This window comes from Shewanella sp. 10N.7 (genome assembly GCF_020806285.1).
In the GTDB taxonomy this organism is placed as follows: domain Bacteria; phylum Pseudomonadota; class Gammaproteobacteria; order Enterobacterales; family Shewanellaceae; genus Shewanella; species Shewanella electrodiphila.
In genome coordinates this window covers 100,521-126,725 of sequence record NZ_JAJGZS010000007.1, presented here as the reverse complement: position 1 = coordinate 126,725, position 26,205 = coordinate 100,521, and the positions used below count along the sequence as shown (strand labels likewise).

Genomic DNA, 26,205 nt, shown 5'->3' with positions numbered 1-26,205 from the left:
TAATTAGGTATAAAAATCTTCCACTAAAAATGTTTTGTTTGGAAAGGTACCAATGTCTTACCAGCGGGTAGTAGTAAAATTAGGCACCAGCGTGCTGACATCAGGCAGTAATAAGCTTGATAAAGCGCACATGGTTGAATTAGCGCGACAAATATCAGCGTTAGTGCGTTCAGGCGTTGAAGTTGTGCTTTGCACATCAGGCGCAATAGCAGCAGGACGAGAGCACCTCCAATACCCCGAACTCCCCGATGACATACCCAACAAACAACTTCTTGCAGCAGTAGGCCAAAGTCAGTTAATTCTTGCTTGGAGTGAAGTGTTTAGCATTTATGGTTTGCATGTCGGTCAACTGTTGCTTACTGGCGCTGATTTACATGATCTTGAAAGATACATGAATGCAGGCGATACGATTAACGTCTTGTTAGAAAACAACATCATTCCAATCATTAATGAAAATGATGCGGTTGCGACTAGTGAGATCAAAGTGGGGGATAATGATAATTTATCTGCCAGAGCTGCATTGCTATGCGAAGCCGATCTGTTAGTGCTACTGACGGATCAAAAAGGTTTGTTCGATGCAGATCCGAGATCAAACCCCAATGCCAAATTAATCACTACCGTAGCCACCATTGACGAAAACTTACGTCAGTTAGCTGGCGGCGCTGTATCTGGGCTTGGCACTGGTGGCATGGCGACTAAATTAGAAGCCGCAGACATCGCTAAAAGAGCTGGTGTTGAGGTTGTAATTGCTTCAGGCCATCATCCAGAAGTCCTGACTAAAATTGCTAAAAAAGAAGCAATTGGCACTCATTTTAGTGCGATTAAAAACCCACTAAGTTACCGTAAACAATGGATTTTGGTAGGACCTGCAACAGAAGGCCGATTTAAACTTGATGACGGTGCATGTCATGCGGTGGTTGAAACTGGCAGCAGCTTATTACCGAAAGGTATAGTCAGTGTTGAAGGCGAATTCGAGCGTGGTGCGATTGTGTTATTGACCGATCAATCTGGCAATGAAATAGCTAAAGGCTTAAGCCGTTACTGTTCACGTGCGCTGAAGCTTATTGCCGGCAAACATTCTAACCAAATTGAAGAATTAATTGGTTACGACTATGGCGCTTCTATAGTACATCGAAACGATATGGTTCTATTAGACTGCGAACAATTTAAAGGAAGCAAACATGCCTCATAAAGAATATTTACACACATTAGGCAAGCAAGCAAAAGCGGCAAGTTTTGCCCTAGCGAATTTATCTAGTCAAAAGAAATCTGAATTATTGCATTGTATTAGTGAGCAGTTATCACTTAATAGCGAAGCTATTCTTACTGCCAATGCTAAAGATGTCGCAGCGGCTAGAGAAAATGGTTTAACAGATGCCATGATTGACCGCTTGTTATTAGATAACGATAGATTAAGCGGCATTATTGCTGATATTGAAAATGTGATTAATCTTGCCGATCCTGTGGGCAGTGAATCAGCTAGCCAGCTGTTAGATAACGGTTTACGCTTAACTCAACGCCGCGTGCCACTAGGTGTTGTGGGAGTGATTTACGAAGCAAGACCAAACGTGACAGTTGATATCGCAGTACTTGCATTAAAAACGGGTAACGCAGTTATTTTGCGTGGCGGTAAAGAAACACTAACTTCAAACCAGGTATTAAGCGACGTCATTCGTAAAGCATTAACCTTACAAGGCTTACCTGAGAATGCGGTTCAACTTATTAACTCAACCGACAGAGATTTGGTAACTGGTTTATTAACCTTAGATCAATACGTCGATATGATTATCCCGCGTGGTGGGCAAACGCTGCAGCGTTTATGTGCTGAAAAAGCCAGTATCCCGGTGATCCTAGGTGGTATTGGTATTTGTCATTTATACCTAGATAAAATGGCCGACCTGAGCCGCAGTGCAGAAGTGATTATTAACGCAAAAGTTCAGCGCCCAACAGTATGTAATGCGTTAGATACTTTATTGATACATGAAGATGTTGCTGCTGAATTTTTGCCAATCTTGTTCAAGCAAATGTCAGCATTAGGTGTCAGTTTTTATACTTGTGATAAAACCAAAACCTTAGTGGATACTCAAGCCTTTGAAATCCATTCAGCTACTGATGAGAGTTACTCAACAGAGTGGTTATCACTGACCTTAGGTGTAAAAGTGGTTAATGACATTGATCAGGCTATCGAACATATCCGCCAGCATTCTAGTGGTCACTCTGAAGCGATTTTATCTGACGATATTAATGCCACTTGTCATTTTATGAATCAAGTCGATTCAGCTGCAGTGTATGTGAATGCAAGTACACGCTTTACTGATGGCTCGCAATTTGGACTAGGCGCTGAAGTTGCTGTTAGTACGCAGAAGTTACATGCTCGTGGACCAATGGCACTTGATGCGTTAACCACATACAAATGGTTAGCAACAGGTGACTACACTGCGCGTGGATAGTTAGTCTGCTTCTTTTTTACTTAACGTTTGAGATAGATACTTAATGTTTGAGATTATTACTTAACGTTTGTGATTGATAGTTAAAAAGCACTTCGGTGCTTTTTTGCTTTCTGCCATCTGCCAATTAGTAAGTTTTACTACAAGCCATTAGGGATGTTGTATCAGGTTAGCTGTTATTGAGTAAAAATGAGATGACTTGGCATAGGTGGAATTGATAAACGTAAATACGTGGCATAGCACCAAACGGCAAAACTACTGAGTGTCATTATTATTGCAGCAATCCTTGTCGCTTGGACATATTCCTTCATAAATGGGAAGTATTTGGTTTGAATGCGGTTAGTAAAATAGACCGCTGGAAAAATGAAAACGCAAATATACATTGCTGGGTATTGTGTTGAACTGTCACCGTTGAAATATTCATAAACCATAATCCCTACCGTTATCAATAGACAGGTAATACGTATTCTGGTTTCGACGGCATCACTAAAGTTCCAACGCGGCATTCCCATTGCCAATATCTCCATTGCTTTCTTTTTGCTTGTAACATATTAATAACAATTAATCTGCTGCCTGACAACCAGCTTATTGAGTATATGCATGATAGTGCAATATATTAGCAGCTAACTGGCATATTTTACTTTTGAGAAACGATTCAATTTAGGCAGCAGTTTTGGCAATATTTTTTGTAGCATTAAGCCAGATAATATAAAGCACAAGCCAATATAAGTGCTCACAGTTATTTGCTCTTTTAATATGACTGATATTAACCCGACAGATAATACTGGGGTGAGGAAAACCAGCGTGGTGATATTGGAGGTCTTATCAGTGGTTTTAAGTGCCATTAACCAAAGCACGAATGTTAAACCCATTTCAAATAAGCCAACATACATCCCAGCCACGAGCGCTGACCAACTGATCGCTTCAATGGGTTGGTGTAGCATCATTGCGGCTGTAACAAAAGGCAAGCCGATTAAAAAACTCAGTAATAAACTAACAATCGCATCGCCGTCATCTTTCGTATTAATCACCCAGTAAAAGCACCAAATAACAGTACTACTTAACACAAATGCGATACCTGTAGGGCTGTCAAAATTAAAACTGGTGAGGTTCCCGCCGCTAGCAATAACGTAAACCCCGCTGTACGCAATAATCGCTGCAAGTACATCTATCTTAGTTAATTTATGGCCAAGTAAAGGTACGGCTAAAATGGGTAATAAAATAGCCCATGTGTAGTTCAGGGATAAGGCTTGTTGAGCGGGCAATAAATCATAAGCTTCAAACAATACGTAATAGTATAAAAACGGATTCAATAGGCCAGTGAATAAATAAAAGAGAGGGCGTTTGATAAATTGCTTAGCGATTAAGCCAAATTTACCTTGGGCGATAACAATGATACCTAAGGCGAAAATAGAGGTGATGACGGCAACAAAAACTAACTGTAATGGGGTGAAATAACCCAACGCTATTTTAAAAGCTGTCGCGACAGTTGACCATAACAATACGGCCAATAGGCCATAAATATAAGCTAGAGAAGTATTCGACACTGTCTTTCCTAATTGAAAATAAAACGTAGGCTTAATAATTTCCGATATTGTATGCAATATACAAAGTGGGTGCACTACTTATTTTCTCATTGCTTAAGATATTTTTAATAAAATTTACGATCTCGCCCTTGTAATTTAGATCGCTGTCCCAATATATGCAGTAAGGCTGATATGAGAGGCTAAAAAATTAGGACTTGAAATTACAAATCCTGACCCCATATCAACAACCATAAGCAAATTTAGAAACACTAAAATTTATATTTCGGAGATCCTCATGGGCAAAATTATTGGTATTGACTTAGGCACAACGAACTCTTGTGTTGCTGTCCTTGATGGCGACAAAGCTCGCGTAATTGAGAACGCTGAAGGCGAACGTACTACATCATCAATCATCGCATACACTGAAGATGAAACATTGGTGGGTTCACCAGCTAAACGTCAAGCTGTTACCAACCCAACTAACACTTTCTTCGCGATTAAGCGTTTAATCGGTCGTCGTTTTAAAGATGACGAAGTTCAACGTGATGTTGACATCATGCCGTTCAAAATCATTGGTACAGACAATGGTGATGCATGGGTTGAAGCTCACGGTAAGAAAATGGCACCACCACAAGTTTCTGCTGAAATCTTGAAAAAGATGAAAAAGACTGCAGAAGACTTCTTAGGTGAAGAAGTAACAGAAGCAGTTATTACTGTTCCTGCGTACTTTAACGATTCACAACGTCAAGCAACGAAAGATGCTGGTCGTATTGCTGGTCTTGATGTTAAACGTATCATCAACGAACCAACTGCTGCTGCATTAGCTTACGGTATCGATAAGAAGCAAGGCGACAATGTTGTTGCTGTATACGATTTAGGTGGCGGTACTTTCGATATCTCTATCATTGAAATCGATAGCAACGATGGCGACCAAACTTTCGAAGTACTTGCAACTAACGGTGACACTCACTTAGGTGGTGAAGATTTTGATAACCGTCTAATCAACTATTTAGCTGATGAGTTCAAAAAAGAGCAAGGTCTAGACCTACGTAATGACCCGCTAGCTATGCAACGTGTTAAAGAAGCTGCAGAAAAAGCGAAAATTGAACTTTCAAGCACTACTCAAACTGAAGTTAACCTACCTTACATCACTGCTGATGCAACAGGTCCTAAGCATTTAGTGGTTAAAATCACTCGTGCTAAGTTAGAGTCTTTAGTAGACGACTTAATTCAACGTTCTTTAGAGCCACTAAAAGTTGCTCTAGCTGATGCTGACTTATCAGTTTCTGATATCAACGAAGTTATTCTTGTTGGTGGTCAAACTCGTATGCCTAAGGTACAGGCTGCAGTAACTGATTTCTTCGGTAAAGAGCCACGTAAAGATGTTAACCCTGATGAAGCTGTAGCTGTAGGCGCGGCAATTCAAGCTGGTGTTCTTTCTGGTGACGTAAAAGATGTATTGTTACTTGACGTTACACCACTATCATTTGGTATTGAAACCATGGGTAGCGTAATGACTAAGCTTATCGAGAAGAACACCACTATCCCGACTAAAGCGAGCCAAACGTTCTCAACTGCTGAAGATAACCAAAGTGCGGTAACGATTCACGTACTTCAAGGTGAGCGTAAGCAAGCGAGCTACAATAAATCTCTAGGTCAATTCAACCTTGAAGGTATTGAGCCTGCTCCACGTGGCCAACCACAAGTTGAAGTATCTTTTGATATCGATGCAGATGGTATCTTAAACGTATCAGCAACTGACAAGAAAACCGGTAAAGCACAAAACATCACTATTAAAGCTAACTCTGGTCTAAGTGACGAAGAAGTAGAGCAAATGGTACGTGATGCTGAAGCACATGCTGACGAAGATGCTAAATTCGAAGAGCTAGTTCAAGCGCGTAACCAAGCTGATGGCATGGTTCATGCGACTAAGAAGCAAATCGAAGAAGCTGGCGAAGCACTACCAGCTGAAGAAAAAGAGAAAATTGAAGCTGCAATGGCTGAAGTTGATACTGCAACTCAAGGTAACGACAAAGAAGCGATTGATAAAGCAACTCAAGCATTAATGGAAGCGTCAGCTAAGTTAATGGAAATTGCTCAAGCGAATGCACAAGCGCAACAAGGTGAAGCTCCTGCACAAGATGCACAAGAAGCTAAGCCTGAAGATGACGTTGTTGATGCTGAGTTTGAAGAAGTAAAAGACGACAAAAAGTAAACTAATTAGTTAGTTAACTTTCAGGCGGGCGTTGAGAGAAATCTCTAACGCCCGTTCGTACAATACCTGCTTGAGAAAACTGAGATTATGTCAAAGCGAGATTATTACGAAGTTCTAGGTATCGGTCGCGATGCTAGTGAACGAGAAGTCAAAAAAGCCTATAAACGTTTGGCGATGAAGTTTCACCCGGATCGTAATCCAGGTGATGAAGAAGCTGAAGCAAGCTTTAAAGAAGTTAAAGAAGCTTACGAAATTCTAACCGATGCCAATAAAAAAGCCGCTTATGACCAATTTGGTCATGCTGGTGTTGACCCTAACCGCGGTGGCGGTGGTCATGGTGGCGCTGGCGATTTCGGTGATATCTTCGGTGATGTGTTCGGTGATATTTTTGGTGGCGGTCGTCGTGGCGGTGGTCAACGTCAAGCAGCTAGAGGCAGTGACTTACGTTACAACCTTGAGCTGTCGCTTGAAGAAGCGGTACGTGGCCTATCAAAAGAGTTACGTATCCCTACACTCGCATCATGTGATACCTGTGATGGCAGCGGCGCTAAAAAAGGCACCTCTGCAACGACTTGTGGCACATGTCATGGCCAAGGCCAAGTGCAAATGCGTCAAGGGTTCTTTGCTGTTCAACAAGCGTGTCCGACTTGTCATGGTCGCGGTAAGATCATTAAAGACCCATGTAAGAAATGTCATGGTGAAGGTCGCGTTGAGAAGAGCAAAACATTATCAGTTAAAATTCCTGCTGGTGTTGATACGGGTGACCGTATTCGCTTATCTGGTGAAGGTGAAGCGGGTGAATTTGGCGCACCTCCAGGCGATTTATACGTACAAGTGACGGTACGCGAACATAATATCTTCGTTCGCGATGGCAACAACTTATATTGTGAAGTGCCAATCTCATTCAGTAAAGCAGCCTTAGGCGGCGAAATTGAAGTGCCAACACTTGATGGCAAAGTGAACTTAAAGATCCCAGCAGAAAGCCAAACTGGCCGTATGTTCCGTTTACGCGGTAAAGGTGTTAAATCAGTTCGCAGTCATGCAGTCGGTGATTTGCTTTGTAAGGTTGTGATGGAAACACCAGTTAACCTGAATGAAAAGCAAAAAGAATTACTGCGTGAATTCGAAGCAACGTTGACAGGCGAATCTAAGAAACATAGCCCTAAAGCTGAAGGTTTCTTTGATGGCGTTAAAAAGTTTTTTCACGATTTAAACAGTTAATCGTTGTAAACACATTACGCTGATATTTTGAAAGGCTGATTACCTATGGTAAACAGCCTTTTTTATTGCAATAAAATCACCTTATTGAGCACTTATTAAAAGCGTGATTCAATGAGTTCACATGTTTAATTAGGCGTAATCATATGTCGTTTTCATCATTTTCACTTAACCCTAAACTCGTCGATGCTTTACCTGCTTCAGTGTTGAAACCCAGTGAGATTCAAAAGCAGGCAATACCTAAAATCATCCAAGGGCAGGATGTAATGGCATTAGCGCAAACTGGCAGTGGCAAAACCTACGCTTTTGGTTTACCCATTTTGCACAGTATGAGTCAAAAGCCAATTCAGAAACTGAGCCAGAAACTATTGGCTTTAGTTGTTGTGCCAACCCGAGAGTTGGCCACGCAGGTGGCTGGGGATTTATCTAGAGTAGGTGCAGACTTAGATCTTCGAGTCGAGGTGGTATGTGGTGGCGAAGATACAGAACTACAAATTGAACGCTTATCAACGCCTGCAAATCTGATTGTTGCGACGCCAGGAAGACTACTGGCTTTAGTTAATCAAGGTGCTGTGGACTTTGCAGCACTAGAACACCTAGTGCTAGATGAAGCTGACCGTTTATTAGATATGGGCTTTTTCGCCGATATTAAGTCACTTATTGCACTTATGCCGACAAGACAAACCTTGTTGTTTTCAGCCACCATGCCAGAACCTTTGCTGCAATTTACTCAGCAGGTATTAGCTAGAGATGCTATTAGGCTGGAAGCTAATGTGGTTAATACAGCGGTTGAAGATATTACTCAAACCATTTATCACATCAATAAGGGCAGTAAGGCAAAAGCAGTCATTGATCTGATTAAACGTAATAAATGGTCTCAAGTGTTGGTGTTTGTGAATGCTAAAGGTGACGCTGATGCTTTATGTAAGAAGATACATAAAGCAAAACTGACAGCGGCTTCCTTACATGGCGATAAAGACCAAGCATTACGTACAGATACTTTGAACCAATTTAAGGCAAAGCAGTTAACGGTATTAGTGGCAACCGATGTCATGGCTCGCGGGATCCACATTGACGCATTGCCTGTGGTGATTAATTTTGAATTACCCGAGCAAGCAGCTGTGTACATTCATCGAATAGGTCGTACTGCACGAGCAGGGTTAAGCGGCTGTGCAATATCTCTGACATGTCATGCTGAAATGCCAAGGCTTAATGCTATTCGCGAATTAAGCCAGTTATCCGTGCCGGTAAGTGAACTCGAAGGCTTTCCCGTAACGGATAAACCCATCGATCCTAATAGTAAAAGGCCGCCTAAAGATAAACAGGCTAATCGACGGACGGCTAAAAAACGCAGTGCCAGTCAATTTAGTAAGAAGCAGGTACGCTGATACTGAATTTGAAAGCGGACTGTAATATTGCAATGGACTGTAGCTGTAGCTGTAACTGTAGTTGTAGCTGTAACTGCAACTGGCTAAAGCTGGAATGGCTAAAGGTGCAATCAACGGGTGGAATAGTTTAAAATAATTGCAATTAGATAGGCTTAACGCGTAAACAAGATATTTAAAGGGATGTAATATGAAAAAACTAGTTCTGACATTACTGCTTCCAGTGTTATTAGCAGGTTGTGCAACGACAAAGTCACCCACGGGGCGAAGTCAGGTACTGTTATTTGATAAAACACAAATGACAGAAATGGGCGGGCAATCGTTTGCTGCGATGAAAAAAGAGCAAAAGGTCAGTACAGATAAACAGAAAGTCGCTTACGTAAGTTGCATTGCTGACAGGATAACCGCAGAGCTTCCTGATCAATCCTTGCAATGGGAGGTCGTGGTATTTGACTCTGAACAAGTCAATGCTTTTGCGTTGCCTGGCGGTCATATCGGGGTGTACACAGGCCTGTTAACTGTTGCAAGCGATGAAGACCAGCTAGCAACGGTTATTGGGCATGAAGTGGCACATGTATTGGCAAGACACGGTAATGAGCAAGTGTCTCGTGCTCAAATGACCAATACTGGCATGCAATTAGCGGATGTAGCGCTAGGCGCTGGTGGTGTTTCAAATAAAGACATGTATATGGCAGGCTTAGGGCTTGGCGCGCAGGTAGGGATTTTATTACCTTTTGGTCGAGATCAAGAAAGTGAAGCGGATGAACTCGGTTTAGAGTTAATGGCCAAGGCAGGTTTCAATCCAGCCAAGAGTGTTATTTTATGGCAAAACATGGCGAAAGCTGGCGGTGAGCAAGGGCCGGAATTGTTCTCTACTCATCCATCTCACTCAAGCCGTATATCTGATTTACAAGCGCTACAAACTAAGGTGACCCCTTTATATCAAGCGGCAAAAAAACAGTCCCCAACACAATGTAAAAAAGGCTAATGAAAAATAGTCATTATCATCGCAGATTAGCGCCCATAGCGTTATAAAGTGTGCTAAACTGCCCCGCAAATTTTAACTGATGAATTGAGAGTAAATACGTTATGTCAGAGTTCAACACAATGGAACAGCAAGCAAGTTACGGTGTAGGTCGTCAAATGGGTGAGCAACTAGCTGCTAACTCTTTCGAAGGTATCGATATCCCTGCAGTACAAGCTGGTCTAGCGGATGCGTTTGCAGGTAAAGAAAGCGCTGTTGCAATGGAAGACTTACAAGTGGCTTTCACTGAAATCAGCCGTCGTTTACAAGCTGCTCAAGAAGAAGCTGCTGCAGCTGCTTCAGCTGAAGGCGAAAACTTCCTTGCTGAAAATGCTAAACGTGACGGTATTACTGTGACTGAGTCTGGTCTTCAGTACGAAGTTATCGCTCAAGGTGAAGGTGAGAAACCAACTCTTGATTCAACAATTCGTGCTCATTACCACGGTACTTTCATCAACGGTGAAGTATTCGATAGTTCTGTTGCTCGTGGCGAGCCAGCTGAATTCCCAGTTTCTGGTGTTATCGCTGGTTGGACTGAAGCATTACAACTAATGCCAGTTGGTACCAAGCTTAAATTATTCGTGCCACAACACTTAGCTTACGGCGAACGTGGTGCTGGTGCTTCAATCCCGCCATTCTCGGCGTTGGTATTTGAAGTAGAATTGTTAGAAATCGTTTAATGATTAACGCCTAAGTTTAACTTAGGCGTTTTTGTATCACTGGGAGAAAGACATGACTGCAAAAGTAAGAGTCGCTGTTGTTGGTGCCAGTGGCCGTATGGGTCGCACATTGATTGAAGCTGCTAAGCAACATGACATGATATATTTAGGTGCCGCAGTTGAACGCACAGGTTCTACACTGATTGGTGTTGATGCTGGTGAGTTGGCTGGCGTGGGTACTATGAATGTTGCGATTACAGATTCATTAGACATAGCATCAGAACATTTTGATGTATTAATTGATTTTACCTCTCCAGAATCGTCGCTTGTGCATCTTGATTGGTGTTCAAAAAATAATAAGGCGATTGTGATTGGTACGACAGGTTTTAATCATGCTCAAAAAGAGATGATTAATGCGTTTGCTGAGCAAACACCTGTTGTGTTTGCTCCTAATATGTCTGTAGGCGTTAACTTAACGCTGAAACTATTAGAGCTAACCGCGAAAGTCATGGGCGATTACACTGATATTGAGATCACTGAAGGGCATCATCGTTTTAAAAAGGATGCCCCCTCTGGTACGGCGTTAAAAATGGGTGAAGTGATTGCTGATACCCTAGGCCGAGATCTTGAAGAGTGCGCAGTTTATGGTCGTGAAGGTATGACTGGCGAGCGTGATAGAAATACCATAGGTTTTTCTACTATTCGTGCTGGTGATATTGTTGGCGATCATACGGTGATGTTTGCCGATATCGGTGAGCGAGTTGAAATAACTCATAAAGCGACCAGTCGAATGACATTTGCTAATGGTGCCATGCGTGCAGCCTATTGGTTATCCGATCAGGATTCAGGCTTATACGACATGCAGCAAGTGTTAGGACTCAATTAATATTTAAAAAAACCACCTTCGGTGGTTTTTTTTTGGAAATAAATTTTCCCAAAATAAAATAACTAAGCATAGACGCTTTAACTTAATTCATATAAAATCGCTGGAATTTGCCAAAATTTCGTAAATTGGTAGATTTGTAAAAATTAAATACAAATAATTTCAGTGGCTTGGCTCTTTTTTTTGGAGGTCGCGTTGACACAGTCTGCCTTACTCGTACTCGAAGATGGAACCGTATTCTCTGGCACAGCAATTGGTGCCGATGGACTCACTGTTGGTGAAGTAGTTTTTAATACTTCAATGACAGGCTATCAAGAGATTTTAACGGATCCGTCATATTCTCGCCAGATCGTAACTTTAACTTACCCTCATATTGGTAATACCGGTACGAATGATGAAGATACAGAATCTGATTCAGTTCATGCTTGTGGTCTTATCATTAGAGATTTACCTCTATTAGCCAGCAACTTTCGTAACCAACAGTCATTAAGCGATTATTTAAAATCGAATAATGTTGTGGGTATCGCGGATATTGATACACGTAAATTGACCCGTATTTTACGTGAAAAAGGTTCGCAAGCCGGCTGTATTATGGTCGGCGATATCGATGAAGCTAAAGCATTAGCTGCAGCGAAGGCATTCCCTGGTTTAAAAGGTATGGACTTAGCAAAAGAAGTCACTACCGAGTCTACTTATCAATGGCGTAAAGCAAGCTGGCGTTTAGTCGGTGGTTTACCTGATGAGACTCCAGAATCAGAACTTAAATATAAAGTTGTCGCTTTCGATTACGGCATCAAACGTAACATCCTACGTATGTTAGTTGACCGTGGTTGTGATGTGACAGTAGTACCAGCGCAAACATCAGCGGCAGAAGTATTAGCGATGAATCCTGATGGGATTTTCCTATCAAATGGTCCTGGCGATCCAGAGCCATGTGATTACGCTATCACTGCCATTCAAGAAATACTAAAAACGGATATTCCAGTATTTGGTATTTGTCTTGGTCACCAGTTGCTGGCATTAGCATCAGGGGCTAAAACCTTGAAAATGAAGTTTGGTCATCATGGTGCTAACCACCCTGTGAGCGATATTGAAAAAGGTAATGTGATGATCACCAGCCAAAACCACGGTTTTGCTGCTGATGAAGCTACACTACCAGCGAACATCAAAGTGACACACAAGTCATTATTTGATGGTTCACTTCAAGGTATTCACCTTACTGATAAACCTGCGTTTAGTTTCCAAGGCCATCCTGAAGCGAGCCCTGGACCGACCGATGCGTCACCGCTGTTTGATCATTTCATTGAATTGATTGAGCAATCTCGTTCAAACGCTAAATAGTTAGGTCACTCGGAGAAGATAGAAGCAATGCCAAAACGTACTGATATTAAAAGTATTCTAATCCTAGGCGCTGGACCAATTGTCATTGGTCAAGCGTGTGAATTTGACTATTCGGGTGCTCAAGCGTGTAAAGCGCTTCGTGAAGAAGGTTATCGAGTTATCTTAGTTAACTCTAACCCTGCCACGATCATGACCGATCCTGAAATGGCCGATGCAACTTATATCGAGCCGATTCATTGGGAAGTGGTTCGCAATATTATCGCTAAAGAAAAACCTGATGCGATTTTGCCTACCATGGGTGGTCAGACTGCACTTAACTGTGCTCTTCAGCTAGAAGCTGAAGGCGTACTAAAAGAATTTAACGTTGAAATGATTGGTGCGACAGCTGACGCAATTGATAAAGCTGAAGACCGTAGTCGTTTTGATACTGCAATGAAAGCCATTGGTCTTGAATGTCCTCGTGCTGGTATTGCTCATACAATGGAAGAAGCACACGGCGTATTAGACCAAGTTGGCTTCCCTTGTATTATCCGTCCATCTTTCACCATGGGTGGCAGTGGCGGTGGTATCGCATACAACAAAGAAGAGTTTGAGGACATTTGTTCTCAAGGTCTTGAGCTTTCTCCAACTAGCGAATTATTGATTGATGAATCGCTAATTGGTTGGAAAGAGTACGAAATGGAAGTGGTTCGTGACCGTAACGATAACTGTATTATCGTTTGTGCTATCGAAAACTTCGATGCGATGGGAGTTCACACTGGTGATTCAATCACAGTTGCGCCTGCGCAGACATTGACGGATAAAGAATACCAATTAATGCGTAATGCTTCTTTAGCAGTATTACGTGAAATTGGTGTTGAGACCGGCGGTTCAAACGTTCAGTTTGGTATTTGTCCAAATACAGGACGTATGGTCATCATTGAGATGAACCCGCGTGTTTCTCGCTCATCTGCATTAGCCTCTAAAGCAACTGGTTTCCCGATTGCTAAAATTGCTGCGAAGCTCGCTGTAGGCTTCACGCTTGATGAATTAATGAATGATATTACTGGCGGTCGCACTCCAGCATCATTCGAACCTGCAATTGACTACGTTGTGACTAAAGTTCCTCGTTTTAACTTCGAGAAATTTGCTGGCGCTAATGACCGTTTAACTACGCAAATGAAGTCAGTTGGTGAAGTGATGGCGATTGGCCGTACTTTCCAAGAGTCATTACAGAAAGCACTGCGTGGCTTAGAAGTCGGTCGTAACGGTTTTGATTCTGTTGTTGATATTTCATTGCCAGAAAGCATGCAGCAAATTCGTCATGAATTGAAAGAGCCTGGTTGTGACCGTATTTGGTACATTGCCGATGCATTCCGCGCTGGGCTAAGCCGTGATGAAATCTTCAGACTGACTAATGTTGACCATTGGTTCTTAGTTCAAATTGAAGACTTAATTGCTCAAGAAGCAAAAGTTTCAGAAGTGGGCATGTCTGGTCTTAACCAAGAATTCTTACTTAAGCTCAAACGTAAAGGTTTTGCCGATTCACGTTTAGCTGAAATCTTGGGTGTGAGTGAAACTGAAGTGCGTAAAATTCGTGATAGCTACGGTATGCACCCTGTTTATAAGCGTGTTGATACTTGTGCTGCTGAATTTGCTACAGATACCGCTTACATGTATTCAACGTACGAAGAAGAATGTGAAGCTCTGCCTTCAACGCGCGACAAAATCATGATTCTTGGCGGTGGCCCTAACCGAATTGGTCAAGGTATTGAGTTTGATTACTGTTGTGTTCATGCTGCATTAGCATTACGTGAAGACGGTTACGAAACTATTATGGTTAACTGTAACCCAGAAACTGTATCAACTGATTACGATACATCTGACCGTTTATACTTTGAACCGGTTACGTTTGAAGATGTACTTGAGATTGTACGTATTGAAAAGCCAAAAGGCGTGATTGTTCAATACGGTGGTCAGACTCCACTTAAACTTGCTCGTGCACTTGAAGCTGCAGGCGTGCCTATCATTGGTACAAGCCCAGATTCAATTGACCGCGCAGAAGACCGTGAACGTTTCCAGCAAGCGATTCAGCGTCTTGAAATGAAGCAACCAGAAAATGATACTGTGACAACAGTTGAAGGTGCGGTAATTTCAGCTGAGCGTATTGGTTACCCATTAGTGGTTCGTCCATCGTATGTACTGGGCGGCCGCGCGATGGAAATCGTTTATGACGAGCAAGATCTACGTCGCTACTTCAATGAAGCTGTTAGCGTATCGAACTCTTCACCAGTATTGCTTGATCGCTTCTTAGATAACGCGATTGAAATTGATATTGATGCTGTTTGTGATGGTGAAATCGTGGTTGTTGGTTCAATCATGGAACACATTGAGCAAGCCGGTGTTCACTCAGGTGACTCAGGTTGTTCATTACCGCCGTACAGCTTAAGTGAAGACGTGCAAAACCGTATGCGTGAGCAAGTTGCAAAATTAGCAATGGAATTACGCGTTATTGGTTTGATGAATGTTCAGTTTGCGGTTAAAGATGACGAAATCTACATGATTGAAGTTAACCCGCGTGCTGCACGTACAGTGCCATTCGTGTCTAAAGCAACTGGCATTCCGTTAGCGAAAATTGCCGCTCGTGTTATGGCGGGTCAAAGCTTAGCGTCGCAAAACTTTACTAAAGAAGTCATCCCACCGTATTTCTCAGTGAAAGAAGTGGTATTGCCATTTAACAAGTTCCCAGGTGTTGACCCAATGCTTGGCCCTGAAATGCGCTCAACGGGTGAAGTAATGGGCGTAGGTGACACATTCGCTGAAGCTTATGCTAAAGCACAGCTTGGTGCTACAGCAGAAGTGCCTAAGTCTGGCCGTGCGTTAATTTCTGTGCGTAACAGTGATAAAGCACGTGTCGCTGAACTTGCTGCTGAGCTGATTGAGTTGGGTTATCAAATTGATGCAACTCACGGTACTGCAGTTATTCTAGGCGAAGCGGGTATTAACCCTCGTCTAGTTAACAAGGTACACGAAGGCCGTCCACATATTCTCGACCGTATTAAGAATGGTGAATACACTTACATCATCAATACGACAGAAGGGCGTCAAGCGATTGAAGATTCTCGTCAAATTCGTCGTGGTGCACTACGTTACAAAGTGAACTACACAACGACGCTAAATGCTGCCTTTGCTACTTGTATGGCGCATTCGGCTGATGACAGAAATAACGTGAGTTCTGTACAAGAACTACATGAAAGAATCGCTAAAAATTAATTTTGATTAATTTATTGCTGATTTGATTAAAAAGGCTGCATTCGTGCAGCCTTTTTTATTACTATTTTTTGACAGTCACTAGTAACTAAACTCAAGCTTATGTAAGCTTAGACCATCATCATTAGATGCATCCTCAACGCAAGACACCACATCATTAAAACATTTATGTTGTAAAGATCGTGCGCTATGCGAATTAATCGAGATTTAACTGTGCTGACTTAGGTTGGCACGGGGTGCTTTTGTTTTTAAAGGAGACATAAGACATTATGAATACCGTCCCTATGACGATTATTGGAGCTGAGCAGCTTCGTAAAGAATTAGATGAATTAAAATTTGAGCGTCGCCCGTCAATTACTTCTGCAATTGCTGAAGCGCGTGAATTAGGCGATTTAAAAGAAAATGCTGAGTATCATGCAGCACGTGAAGAACAAGGTATTTGTGAAGCTCGTATTCGCGATATTGAAGGCAAGTTATCGAACGCTCAAATCATCGATGTGACTTCAATGCCAAATTCTGGCCGTGTGATTTTTGGTACTACAGTGACAATTTTAAATGTTGATACTGATGCTGAATCGACTTATCGCATTGTTGGTGACGATGAAGCTAACATCAAAGAGAATTTAATTTCAGTTAATTCTCCTATTGCTCGCGGTCTGATTGGCAAAAGTGTTGATGACGAAGTGGCTATCACTACGCCAGGCGGCACAGCTGAGTATGAAATTACTGCGGTTGAATATATCTAACTGCATTTAATATCAATATTAATTACGACTTAAGATTGATATTTTATAGTTATAAAAAAACCACTGCTAAACAGTGGTTTTTTTAGGTCAGAATGAACATTTGAATCGTATTGACTGCAAGATGAACCCTAGACCTTAAGTTGTTTGACGAAATTATTTTGCTTTTGGAATGGCAACTTTCATTTCAGCAGACTGACGGAAAATAACTAAGGTGTGTCCGATAAGCTGTATTTTGGTTGATTGAGTTTCGCGAATAATCGCGTCAACGACAGCATTTTTAAGCTCTCTATCAGAAGAGCCTACTTTCACTTTTATTAGTTCATGATGAGTGAGTGCACTATCAATTTCAGCCAGCACACCTTCGGTCAAACCATTAGCACCAAGCAGCACTACTGGCTTTAAGTTATGCGCCAGGCCTTTTAAATGCTGTTTTTGTTTGGTTGTTAAGTTCATTTGTACCAACTTTTTGAATGTTACTGTTGAAAAACGGCTATTCTACCCTTATATAAGCTTTATGTAACTCCAAATCGTTACGGAATTTAAATGGCAACGAAAAAACGTTCGGCAAGTTCAAGCCGATGGATGCAAGAGCATTTTGACGATCACTATGTGAAATTGTCTCAAAAGCGAGGTTTACGCTCTCGTGCTGCATTTAAGTTGGAAGAAATCCAACAGAAAGATAAACTGATTAAACAAGGCATGACAGTGGTTGATTTAGGTGCCGCGCCGGGTGGCTGGTCACAAATCGCTGTTAAGTTAGTGGGTGAAAAAGGCAAATTGGTAGCTTGTGATATTTTACCAATGGATCCGATCGTGGGAGTTGACTTTTTACAAGGTGATTTCCGTGAAGAGAAAGTGCTAGATGCTTTACTTGACCGTGTAGGTGAGGATAAAGTGGATGTTGTACTTTCTGATATGGCGCCTAATATGAGTGGTTCAGATGGTGTGGATCAACCAAGGGCGATGTATCTTGTAGAGTTAGCACTAGATATGTGTCATCAAGTTTTGGCACCTAATGGTAGCTTTGCGGTTAAAGTCTTTCAGGGGGAGGGCTTTGACGAATATATGAAAGCAGTTCGACAAGCTTTCACTACAGTTAAAACACGAAAACCAGATTCATCGCGACCACGTTCACGTGAAGTGTATATAGTGGCGACTGGTTACAAGTTATAGTAGTCTAACGATTAATTATCGTGGGTCTTCAAGAGGTCTAGAAATTTGAGTGACATGGCAAAAAATTTAATTCTCTGGGTTGTCATCGCCGTTGTGCTGATGTCAGTTTTTCAGGGTTACTCCCCCTCTTCTTCGTCATCGTCGAAGATGGACTATTCCGTATTCTTAGATAGCGTCCGAAATGGCAATATCAATTCGGTTGAAATCAAAAGTGACCAGCGAACTATTGAAGGAATCAAACGTTCTGGAGAGAAGTTCACCACTATTATGCCAATGTATGACCAAGATTTAATTAATGATCTTGATCGTAAAGGGATTTCAATGAAAGGGCAGGAAGCTGAAGAGTCTAGCTTCTTAACCCAGATATTTATCTCTTGGTTCCCAATGTTACTGCTGATTGGTGTATGGATTTTCTTCATGCGTCAAATGCAAGGTGGTGGCGGTAAAGGCGCAATGTCATTTGGTAAGAGTAAAGCCAAATTGATGAGCGAAGACCAAATTAAAACCACCTTTGCTGATGTTGCTGGTTGTGACGAAGCGAAAGAAGATGTTAAAGAATTAGTTGATTACTTAAAAGAACCAACTCGATTCCAAAAACTGGGTGGCCGTATTCCTACTGGTGTGCTGCTCGTGGGTCCACCAGGTACTGGTAAAACTCTGATTGCAAAAGCAATCGCGGGTGAAGCAAAAGTACCGTTCTTTACTATTTCTGGTTCTGACTTTGTTGAAATGTTTGTTGGTGTCGGTGCATCTCGTGTACGTGACATGTTTGAACAAGCTAAAAAGTCTGCACCTTGTATTATCTTCATTGATGAAATCGATGCTGTAGGTCGCCAACGTGGCGCTGGTGTTGGTGGTGGTCACGATGAACGTGAGCAAACATTGAACCAAATGTTGGTTGAAATGGACGGTTTTGAAGGTAATGAAGGCGTTATTGTCATTGCTGCGACAAACAGACCAGACGTATTAGATGCTGCATTACTTCGTCCAGGTCGTTTTGACCGTCAAGTAGTCGTAGGCTTACCAGACGTTCGTGGTCGTGAGCAAATCCTTAAAGTTCACATGCGCAAAGTACCATTAGGTGATGGCGTTAAAGCTAGCGTTATTGCGCGTGGCACGCCAGGTTTCTCTGGTGCTGACTTAGCTAACTTAGTTAACGAAGCTGCTTTGTTTGCTGCTCGTGGTAACCGCCGCGTAGTCGGTATGGAAGAGTTTGAAAGTGCTAAAGACAAAATCATGATGGGTGCAGAGCGCCGTACTATGGTGATGTCTGAAGAAGAAAAAGAAATGACTGCTTACCATGAAGCAGGTCATGCCATTGTTGGTTGTTTAGTACCTGAGCACGACCCTGTGCATAAAGTGACAATCATTCCACGTGGCCGCGCCTTAGGTGTGACGTTCTTCTTACCTGAAGCGGATGCAATTAGCCAAAGCCGACGTAAACTTGAAAGCCAAATTTCAGTAGCCTATGGCGGACGTTTAGCGGAAGAATTGATTTACGGCGGCGAGAAAGTCTCTACCGGTGCATCGCAAGACATTAAGTATGCGACGTCAATTGCACGTAACATGGTTACGCAATGGGGTTTCTCTGAAAAATTAGGCCCTGTTTTATATGCAGAAGATGAAGGCGAAGTATTCTTAGGTCGCAGTATGGCGAAATCTAAGAATATGTCTGATGAAACTGCTGGTCTAATCGATCAAGAAGTTAAACAGTTAATTGACAGTAACTATGAACGTGCAAATCAATATTTGACTGATAACATGGATATTCTTCATTCAATGAAAGATGCATTGATGAAGTATGAGACCATTGATTCAGAGCAAATTGATGATCTAATGAATCGCCGTGAAGTGCGTCAACCTGCTGATTGGCAAGCTGATGACTCTATGGACGATCAAGACAAAGGCACTCCGGTAACGCCTGAAGCGGCTTCAACTGAAGAAACGACTGAAGAGCCATCTGCTGAAAAGCCAGACACGGAACCGAAAACTGACGAATCACCTGCAAAGTAAGTTGCTGATTTGAAGTTTTAAAAAGCCCCGAAAGGGGTTTTTTTATATTTGTTGAACTAGTGTCATATATAAGTCATATTTCTATAAAGAGACTTATTAGTGTGTAATTTTTGTATAGCCGTATTATTTGAGATAGCGCTCTATGAAGAGTCAGTATTGAAAATATTTGAGTGAGGTTGTGTGTTTGAAATTAAATCTGGTGATAAAACCTTATCGCTAACTAGCCCTGTGGTTATGGCCATTATCAATGTGACTCCTGATTCTTTCTCTGATGGGGGCCAGCACGCCACCGTAGAGCAAGCTTGCGCTCAGATTGATAAAGTGGTTTCAGAAGGCGCATTGATTGTTGATATCGGTGGTGAGTCAACAAGACCGGGTGCAGAAGCTGTATCTGTTGAGGAAGAGTTATCTCGCGTTATCCCTGTGATTGAATACACGGCTAAACAGCATGATGTTTGGATTTCAATCGATACCAGTAAACCTGAAGTGATGGAAAAAGCAGTTGCTGCGGGTGCACACTTAATTAATGATGTACGTGCATTACAAGAGCCAGGTGCAGTAGCCATGGCAACAAGTTTAGATGTCCCAGTGTGTTTAATGCATATGCAAGGTCAACCACAAAACATGCAAGATGCGCCTCAATATGAGGATGTGATGCAACAAGTCACAGAGTTTTTATCCTTACGAGTGGATTATTGCCTTGCCGCAGGTATGCCGAGAGAAAATATTATTTTAGATCCTGGCTTTGGTTTTGGTAAAACACTTGAACACAATTATCAGCTGTTAGCGAAACTGCCTGAGCTTCACAGTATACATTTACCAGTATTAATTGGCTTATCAAGAAAAAGCATGATTGGCGATTTACTGCAACGCGATACTAATGAACGTTTAGCTGGGAGTTTGGCTGGGGCAATGATTGCAGCGCAGCAAGGTGCACAGATCTTACGTGTACATGACGTAAAAGAAACCGTTGACGTACTTAAGGTTATGTCAGCGACCATGGCCAGTTTACATCAGTAAAGTTTCGGTTTAAGCGTTGTCGATTTAAATAGGTTAAATTAGTGTTGATTCACTTAATGTGAGGTACTAATGCAGGACCATAACCAACAAAATGAAGAGCAGCAAGATAAAGAGCAGCAAGATAAAGAGCAGCGAGATAAAGAACAGCAACAAAGAAACCTGTTTGGCACCGATGGTATTCGGGGGGAAGTAGGCGCTGGAGTGATGACGCCAGAGCTTGCTTTAAAACTAGGTTGGGCTGCGGGCAGGGTGCTTTCACGCAGTGGTACCCAGAAAGTCATTATTGGGAAAGATACTCGCATTTCTGGTTACTTATTTGAATCGGCACTAGAGGCGGGATTGTCTGCTGCAGGACTTAATGTGCTATTGGTTGGCCCGATGCCGACACCGGCTATCGCTTACCTGACTCGCACTTTTAGAGCTGAAGCAGGCATAGTCATTAGTGCTTCTCATAACCCATATTATGATAATGGTATTAAATTCTTTTCTGCTAATGGCAGTAAACTTGATGATCAACTCGAACTTGAAATCGAAAAAGAACTCACTAAGCCGCTAGTTTGTGTTGAATCCCACCTATTAGGTAAAGCTGCTCGAATAGATGACGCTGCAGGACGTTACATTGAATACTGTAAGGGGCACTTCCCTGCTGAATTAACCCTTAATGGCCTTAAGTTGGTGGTCGATTGTGCTCATGGCGCGACCTATCATATTGCGCCGAGTGTCTTTCAAGAACTCGGTGCTGAAGTAATATGCATAGGTGTTCAACCTAATGGCTTGAACATTAATGACAATGTTGGCGCGACTTCAATGCAGGCTATTTGCGATGAAGTGCTAAAACATCAGGCTGATGTGGGTATTGCATTAGATGGTGATGGCGACAGGATCATGATGGTTGATCATTTAGGCAATGTGATTGACGGAGATCAAATTCTCTATGTACTTGCATGTGATGCCATAAAAAACAATGAACTCAAAGGCGGTGTAGTTGGCACTTTGATGTCAAATCTTGGCTTAGAATTAGCTTTGGCAGAACTTAATGTGCCTTTTGTTCGTTCTAACGTTGGTGACCGATACGTGATGGAGTTAATGCGACAACATGATTGGCGCATAGGCGGAGAAAATTCAGGTCATATATTAAACCTTGATCACGGCACAACAGGTGATGGGATTGTGGCAGGCATTTTGATGCTGGCTGCGATGCAAAATCAACAAGCTTCTATCGCTGCATTAGTTTCGCCATTAAAAATGTTACCGCAAGTATTAGTCAATGTGCGTTTTGAAGGTGAATCAAATCCACTTCAATCAGAAATTGTGTTATCAATAAAACATGATGTCGAAACTAAACTCGGTAAAACTGGCCGTGTTTTATTAAGAAAATCAGGAACTGAACCACTCATTCGGGTCATGGTTGAAGGCCAAGATATTGACCTTGTCACATCCTATGCAAATCAAATTGCAGATGTAGTTAAAAAGGTAGGCTTGCAGCAAAGTTGAATATACAATCGACAGCAGTTTTTATTTATTATTTGGTTATTTATTAATATCTAAAGTCAGCGCGTAAAAAAGCAACATTCTGTCATGTTATGACAAATATTCCTGACTTAGCTATTGTAACTTGTTTGGCGGTTCGTTATTATTCACGCCGCTTTCAAAGGAGACAGTAATGGCACTTAGACGTCCTATGGTAGCTGGCAACTGGAAAATGAATGGTAGTGCGCCTTTAGCGCAAGAATTATTCACCAAGTTTGCTACTAAGCTCCAAAATGATTCTGCAGAAGTAGTTTTATGTCCACCTTCAATTTATCTTGAAAGTGTTAGACAACTGCTTGAAGCAAATAAGCAAACCTTAGATGGTGCGCTTGTAAGAATGGGCGCACAGAACCTGAGTCAACACGACTTCGGTGCCTATACTGGTGAAATTTCCGGTAAAATGCTAAAAGATTCAGGATGTCGATATGTGATTATCGGCCATTCCGAGCGTCGTCGTATGTACGGCGAAACAAGTAATATCGTTGCAGAGAAATTTGCTGCAGCACAAAAACATGGTTTAACGCCGATTCTTTGTGTTGGAGAATCAGGTCCAGCTCGTGAAGCAAGACGAACTTTTGAAGTGATTGCAGAAGAGTTAGACATTGTTATCGAAAAGAATGGCACCATGGCTTTTGATAATGCCATTATCGCTTACGAGCCTTTATGGGCTGTAGGTACTGGTAAAAGTGCAACTCCAGAGCAAGCGCAAGAAGTTCATGCGTTTATTCGTAATAGACTCTCTGAAGTGTCTCCATTTATTGGAGAAAATATTCGCATTTTATATGGTGGTAGTGTGACTCCATCAAATGCTGCAGATATATTTGCCCAACCAGATGTCGATGGTGGATTGATTGGCGGAGCTAGCTTAAATTCTAGCGAGTTTTTAAGTTTATGTTCCATTGCGATGAGCGCTTAATATTATGTATGAAGTTTTAATTGTAGTTTACTTGGTTGTAGCAATTGGTCTTGTAGGACTAATTTTAATTCAACAAGGTAAAGGAGCTGATATGGGGTCTTCTTTTGGTGCTGGTGCATCAGGGACGCTATTCGGTTCCGACGGTGCAGGTAATTTCCTGACCCGAAGCACAGCTGTTTTAGCTATTGCTTTTTTCGCTTTAAGCCTTACTTTAGGTAACTTAAGCGCAAACAATTCTAAAAAAGATGATGCTTGGAACGATTTAGGTTCTGCGGTAGAGCAAGTTGAACAAGCTCCTACACAGGCCGAAACATCAGAGACTGAAATCCCTGATTAATTTGCCTCTTAAAAGAAGCAAATAAAGTAAGATCGCAGTCATTGAGTTATCTTAATTTCCTCAATTAAATATGATAACGACTGCAAAAATTTAGTAGTAAGCGGATGTGGCGGAATTGGTAGACGCGCCAGCTTGAGGGGTTGGTGACTTAGGTCGTGTGGGTTCAAGTCCCACCATCCGCACCACTAAATTTTATTAATCATTTTGAAGTTAATTTGATTAAATATTGCAAGCAAAGACGTAAGTTAATATAATTGCGCAAGTTGTCGCGGGGTGGAGCAGTTTGGTAGCTCGTCGGGCTCATAACCCGAAGGTCGTCGGTTCAAATCCGGCCCCCGCAACCAGCTTATTGTTTTTACTTATTTGCACTAGTGCAATGTAAAGGCAATTAAAAGGTTCTATATTTAAGACCTCGTTATTACGGGGTTTTCTGTTATATGGAGCTTAGTAACTCCGTGATTTTACGGACTTTTCGAGGGCTATTTGCCCTTTTTTTCGTTTTTGGGGGTCATTTTTGGCAACATTAGAAACTAAACTGACAGAAATGCTGACAGTACCTGTTGAAGCGCTAGGTTTTCAACTCTGGGGTATTGAGTTTGTCCATGCAGGGCGTCATTCAATATTACGTGTATTTATTGATGGTGAAAGTGGTATCAATATTGAAGATTGTGCTGAAGCCAGCCGCCAAGTTAGTGCTGTTCTAGATGTTGAAGACCCAATCTCGACAGAATACACACTAGAAGTTTCATCGCCAGGTGTAGATAGACCACTATTTACGGCTGCGCAATACGCCGCATATATCGGCGAAGATGCAAAAGTACAGTTAACGATGCCTGTTGCAGGTAGTCGTAATTTAAAAGGTGCTATCACATCAATCGAAGGGCAAATGCTAACGATTAATGTAGATGGTGAAGATTTGATTGTGGCTTTAGATAATGTGCGTAAAGGCAACGTTATTGCGAAGTTTTGATAGTTTCAAGGTGAACGAGGCAAGACATAATGAATAAAGAGATTCTGCTAGTCGCAGAGGCGGTATCAAATGAAAAAGCCGTCCCACGCGAAAAAATATTCGAAGCGCTAGAAATTGCTCTAGCCACAGCAACTAAGAAAAAGTATGAAGGCGAAATTGAAGTTCGCGTAGCTATCGATCGTAAAACTGGCCACTACGACACTTTCCGTCGTTGGATGGTTGTCGATGACCAAGGTGAAGCTTTAGAAAACCCATACAGCGAAATTACGTTAGAAGCTGCACGTTACGAAGAACCAGAAATTCAACCTGGCGAATTCATCGAAGATGAAATTGACTCAGTTGTTTTCGACCGTATTACAACGCAAACAGCTAAGCAAGTTATCGTACAAAAAGTACGTGAAGCTGAACGTGCACAAATCGTTGAACAGTTCATTGAACGTGAAGGCGAAATTGTTACTGGTGTTGTTAAGAAAAGCACCCGTGAAAGTGTCGTTGTTGATTTAGGTAATAATGCTGATGGCGTTATTTACAAAGAAGACATCATCAGCCGCGAATCTTTCCGTCCTGGTGATCGTGTTCGTGCATTGCTATATGCAGTACGTCCAGAAGCACGTGGTGCACAGTTATTCTTAACTCGCAGCAAGCCTGAAATGATCATCGAATTATTCAGAGTTGAAGTACCTGAAATTTTAGATGAGATGATTGAAATCATGGGCGCTGCTCGTGACCCAGGTGCTCGCGCTAAAATCGCAGTGAAAACTAATGATAAGCGTATCGATCCAATTGGTGCTTGTGTTGGTATGCGTGGCGCACGTGTACAAGCTGTATCTAACGAATTAAGCGGTGAGCGTGTCGATATCGTAATGTGGGATGATAATCCAGCACAGTACGTTATCAATGCAATGGCTCCTGCTGACGTTGCTTCTATCATTGTTGATGAAGACAACCACTCAATGGATATTGCTGTTGAAGCTGACAGTTTAGCGCAAGCTATTGGCCGTAATGGTCAAAACGTTCGTTTAGCAACTCAGTTAACGGGTTGGGAACTAAACGTCATGACAGTGGAAGAGCTTAATGCTAAGCATCAAGCTGAAAGCGCTAAAATTGTAAACTTATTCGTTGAAACTTTAGATGTTGACGAAGATTTTGCAACTGTTCTTGCTGAAGAAGGTTTCACCTCTTTAGAAGAAATTGCCTATGTACCAGAAGCAGAACTGTTAGAAGTTAACGGTTTTGATGAAGATATTGTTGCTGCATTGCGTGAACGTGCAAAAGCAGCTATTTCGACTCGAGCATTAGCAACGGAAGAAGCACTAGATGGTGCTGAACCGGCTGCTGATCTATTAGCGTTAGATGGTTTAGAAAAGCATTTAGCATATGTTCTTGCAAGTAAAGGTGTGTCGACCTTAGAAGACTTAGCAGAACAAGGAATTGACGATTTAATCGATATTGAAGAATTGACAGAAGAAAAAGCAGGTGAGCTCATCATGGCTGCCCGTAATATCTGTTGGTTTGGCGAAGAAGCATAAGTCGATCAACAGGGGGATTTAATT

22 protein-coding genes and 2 tRNA genes are annotated in these 26,205 nt (G+C 41.9%); 21 read left to right on the top strand and 3 right to left on the bottom strand.

The window, feature by feature from the left end:
• Positions 1–52 precede the first annotated feature (52 nt).
• Both proB and LMH66_RS06395 read left to right on the top strand, forming a co-directional pair.
• Positions 53–1,192 (top strand): glutamate 5-kinase, encoded by a 1,140-nt coding sequence (gene proB / locus LMH66_RS06400; RefSeq protein WP_229368971.1) that lies wholly within the window; start codon positions 53–55, stop codon positions 1,190–1,192.
• Complete coding sequence (locus LMH66_RS06395; RefSeq protein WP_229368970.1) at positions 1,182–2,450, top strand: glutamate-5-semialdehyde dehydrogenase; 1,269 nt, start codon at positions 1,182–1,184, stop codon at positions 2,448–2,450. The genes proB and LMH66_RS06395 overlap by 11 nt, the downstream gene beginning before the upstream one ends.
• A 173-nt stretch (positions 2,451–2,623) precedes the next feature.
• On the opposite strand, the gene LMH66_RS06390 is transcribed toward LMH66_RS06395, so the two are convergent.
• Entirely contained in the window at positions 2,624–2,974 is a 351-nt protein-coding gene (locus LMH66_RS06390) for a hypothetical protein (RefSeq protein WP_229368969.1), read from the bottom strand.
• Between the two features lie 96 nt (positions 2,975–3,070).
• Positions 3,071–3,994 (bottom strand): DMT family transporter, encoded by a 924-nt coding sequence (locus LMH66_RS06385; RefSeq protein WP_229368968.1) that lies wholly within the window; start codon positions 3,992–3,994, stop codon positions 3,071–3,073.
• Between the two features lie 274 nt (positions 3,995–4,268).
• Here LMH66_RS06385 and dnaK point away from each other — a divergent pair, with 274 nt between their 5' ends.
• From dnaK to greA, 9 genes are all read left to right on the top strand, one after another.
• Positions 4,269–6,188, top strand: a complete 1,920-nt coding sequence (gene dnaK / locus LMH66_RS06380) for a molecular chaperone DnaK (RefSeq protein ID WP_229368967.1) — start codon at positions 4,269–4,271, stop codon at positions 6,186–6,188.
• Positions 6,189–6,275: 87 nt separating this feature from the next.
• Entirely contained in the window at positions 6,276–7,409 is a 1,134-nt protein-coding gene (gene dnaJ, locus LMH66_RS06375) for a molecular chaperone DnaJ (RefSeq protein WP_102526881.1), read from the top strand.
• 143 nt (positions 7,410–7,552) lie between these two features.
• Positions 7,553–8,794 carry a DEAD/DEAH box helicase gene (locus LMH66_RS06370; RefSeq protein ID WP_229368966.1) on the top strand — a complete coding sequence of 414 codons (1,242 nt, stop codon included), beginning with the start codon at positions 7,553–7,555 and terminating at the stop codon, positions 8,792–8,794.
• A gap of 187 nt (positions 8,795–8,981) precedes the next feature.
• Positions 8,982–9,779 (top strand): M48 family metallopeptidase, encoded by a 798-nt coding sequence (locus tag LMH66_RS06365; protein WP_229368965.1) that lies wholly within the window; start codon positions 8,982–8,984, stop codon positions 9,777–9,779.
• A 101-nt stretch (positions 9,780–9,880) separates the two neighbouring features.
• A complete protein-coding gene (locus tag LMH66_RS06360) occupies positions 9,881–10,495 on the top strand; it encodes an FKBP-type peptidyl-prolyl cis-trans isomerase (protein ID WP_102526884.1) in 615 nt (204 codons plus the stop codon).
• A gap of 52 nt (positions 10,496–10,547) precedes the next feature.
• On the top strand, positions 10,548–11,360 hold the full coding sequence (gene dapB / locus LMH66_RS06355) for a 4-hydroxy-tetrahydrodipicolinate reductase (protein ID WP_102526885.1): 813 nt from the start codon (positions 10,548–10,550) through the stop codon (positions 11,358–11,360).
• 180 nt (positions 11,361–11,540) lie between these two features.
• Entirely contained in the window at positions 11,541–12,698 is a 1,158-nt protein-coding gene (gene carA, locus LMH66_RS06350; RefSeq protein WP_102526886.1) for a glutamine-hydrolyzing carbamoyl-phosphate synthase small subunit, read from the top strand.
• Between the two features lie 27 nt (positions 12,699–12,725).
• Positions 12,726–15,950, top strand: a complete 3,225-nt coding sequence (gene carB, locus LMH66_RS06345; protein WP_229368964.1) for a carbamoyl-phosphate synthase large subunit — start codon at positions 12,726–12,728, stop codon at positions 15,948–15,950.
• Between the two features lie 266 nt (positions 15,951–16,216).
• A complete protein-coding gene (greA, locus tag LMH66_RS06340; RefSeq protein ID WP_102526888.1) occupies positions 16,217–16,693 on the top strand; it encodes a transcription elongation factor GreA in 477 nt (158 codons plus the stop codon).
• 153 nt (positions 16,694–16,846) lie between these two features.
• Here greA and yhbY read toward each other — a convergent pair whose 3' ends face one another.
• Positions 16,847–17,146, bottom strand: a complete 300-nt coding sequence (gene yhbY / locus LMH66_RS06335) for a ribosome assembly RNA-binding protein YhbY (RefSeq protein WP_055023703.1) — start codon at positions 17,144–17,146, stop codon at positions 16,847–16,849.
• 90 nt (positions 17,147–17,236) lie between these two features.
• On the opposite strand from yhbY, the gene rlmE reads away from it, so the two are divergent.
• The 10 genes from rlmE (at position 17,237) to nusA (ending at position 26,181) form a co-directional block, all read left to right on the top strand.
• Positions 17,237–17,866: a 23S rRNA (uridine(2552)-2'-O)-methyltransferase RlmE gene (rlmE, locus tag LMH66_RS06330; protein ID WP_102526889.1), complete on the top strand. Its 630-nt coding sequence runs from the start codon at positions 17,237–17,239 to the stop codon at positions 17,864–17,866.
• A gap of 45 nt (positions 17,867–17,911) precedes the next feature.
• On the top strand, positions 17,912–19,879 hold the full coding sequence (ftsH, locus tag LMH66_RS06325) for an ATP-dependent zinc metalloprotease FtsH (protein ID WP_324295160.1): 1,968 nt from the start codon (positions 17,912–17,914) through the stop codon (positions 19,877–19,879).
• A gap of 180 nt (positions 19,880–20,059) precedes the next feature.
• Positions 20,060–20,899: a dihydropteroate synthase gene (folP, locus tag LMH66_RS06320; protein WP_229368962.1), complete on the top strand. Its 840-nt coding sequence runs from the start codon at positions 20,060–20,062 to the stop codon at positions 20,897–20,899.
• A gap of 69 nt (positions 20,900–20,968) precedes the next feature.
• Positions 20,969–22,393: a phosphoglucosamine mutase gene (gene glmM / locus LMH66_RS06315; RefSeq protein ID WP_267869100.1), complete on the top strand. Its 1,425-nt coding sequence runs from the start codon at positions 20,969–20,971 to the stop codon at positions 22,391–22,393.
• A 169-nt stretch (positions 22,394–22,562) separates the two neighbouring features.
• The gene (gene tpiA / locus LMH66_RS06310; protein ID WP_102526893.1) at positions 22,563–23,345 is read left to right on the top strand and encodes a triose-phosphate isomerase; all 783 of its coding nucleotides are present in this window, start codon (positions 22,563–22,565) and stop codon (positions 23,343–23,345) included.
• A 4-nt stretch (positions 23,346–23,349) separates the two neighbouring features.
• Entirely contained in the window at positions 23,350–23,682 is a 333-nt protein-coding gene (gene secG, locus LMH66_RS06305) for a preprotein translocase subunit SecG (RefSeq protein ID WP_102526894.1), read from the top strand.
• Positions 23,683–23,782: 100 nt separating this feature from the next.
• A tRNA-Leu gene (locus tag LMH66_RS06300) sits at positions 23,783–23,867 on the top strand.
• A gap of 82 nt (positions 23,868–23,949) precedes the next feature.
• Positions 23,950–24,026 (top strand) — tRNA-Met (locus LMH66_RS06295).
• Between the two features lie 170 nt (positions 24,027–24,196).
• Complete coding sequence (rimP, locus tag LMH66_RS06290) at positions 24,197–24,652, top strand: ribosome maturation factor RimP (RefSeq protein ID WP_102526895.1); 456 nt, start codon at positions 24,197–24,199, stop codon at positions 24,650–24,652.
• Between the two features lie 29 nt (positions 24,653–24,681).
• On the top strand, positions 24,682–26,181 hold the full coding sequence (gene nusA, locus LMH66_RS06285; protein WP_102526896.1) for a transcription termination factor NusA: 1,500 nt from the start codon (positions 24,682–24,684) through the stop codon (positions 26,179–26,181).
• Positions 26,182–26,205: the final 24 nt, after the last annotated feature.

Excerpts from the sequence above, each read along its gene's own strand:
- rlmE (WP_102526889.1), top strand. The coding sequence starts at position 17,237 with ATGGCAACGAAAAAACGTTCGGCAAGTTCAAGCCGATGGATGCAAGAG.
- dnaJ (WP_102526881.1), top strand. The coding sequence starts at position 6,276 with ATGTCAAAGCGAGATTATTACGAAGTTCTAGGTATCGGTCGCGATGCT.
- greA (WP_102526888.1), top strand. The coding sequence starts at position 16,217 with ATGAATACCGTCCCTATGACGATTATTGGAGCTGAGCAGCTTCGTAAA.
- yhbY (WP_055023703.1), bottom strand. The coding sequence starts at position 17,146 with ATGAACTTAACAACCAAACAAAAACAGCATTTAAAAGGCCTGGCGCAT.
- LMH66_RS06370 (WP_229368966.1), top strand. The coding sequence starts at position 7,553 with ATGTCGTTTTCATCATTTTCACTTAACCCTAAACTCGTCGATGCTTTA.
- tpiA (WP_102526893.1), top strand. The coding sequence starts at position 22,563 with ATGGCACTTAGACGTCCTATGGTAGCTGGCAACTGGAAAATGAATGGT.
- proB (WP_229368971.1), top strand. The coding sequence starts at position 53 with ATGTCTTACCAGCGGGTAGTAGTAAAATTAGGCACCAGCGTGCTGACA.
- dnaK (WP_229368967.1), top strand. The coding sequence starts at position 4,269 with ATGGGCAAAATTATTGGTATTGACTTAGGCACAACGAACTCTTGTGTT.
- dapB (WP_102526885.1), top strand. The coding sequence starts at position 10,548 with ATGACTGCAAAAGTAAGAGTCGCTGTTGTTGGTGCCAGTGGCCGTATG.
- LMH66_RS06390 (WP_229368969.1), bottom strand. The coding sequence starts at position 2,974 with ATGGAGATATTGGCAATGGGAATGCCGCGTTGGAACTTTAGTGATGCC.
- nusA (WP_102526896.1), top strand. The coding sequence starts at position 24,682 with ATGAATAAAGAGATTCTGCTAGTCGCAGAGGCGGTATCAAATGAAAAA.
- glmM (WP_267869100.1), top strand. The coding sequence starts at position 20,969 with ATGCAGGACCATAACCAACAAAATGAAGAGCAGCAAGATAAAGAGCAG.
- carB (WP_229368964.1), top strand. The coding sequence starts at position 12,726 with ATGCCAAAACGTACTGATATTAAAAGTATTCTAATCCTAGGCGCTGGA.
- secG (WP_102526894.1), top strand. The coding sequence starts at position 23,350 with ATGTATGAAGTTTTAATTGTAGTTTACTTGGTTGTAGCAATTGGTCTT.
- LMH66_RS06365 (WP_229368965.1), top strand. The coding sequence starts at position 8,982 with ATGAAAAAACTAGTTCTGACATTACTGCTTCCAGTGTTATTAGCAGGT.
- LMH66_RS06360 (WP_102526884.1), top strand. The coding sequence starts at position 9,881 with ATGTCAGAGTTCAACACAATGGAACAGCAAGCAAGTTACGGTGTAGGT.
- LMH66_RS06395 (WP_229368970.1), top strand. The coding sequence starts at position 1,182 with ATGCCTCATAAAGAATATTTACACACATTAGGCAAGCAAGCAAAAGCG.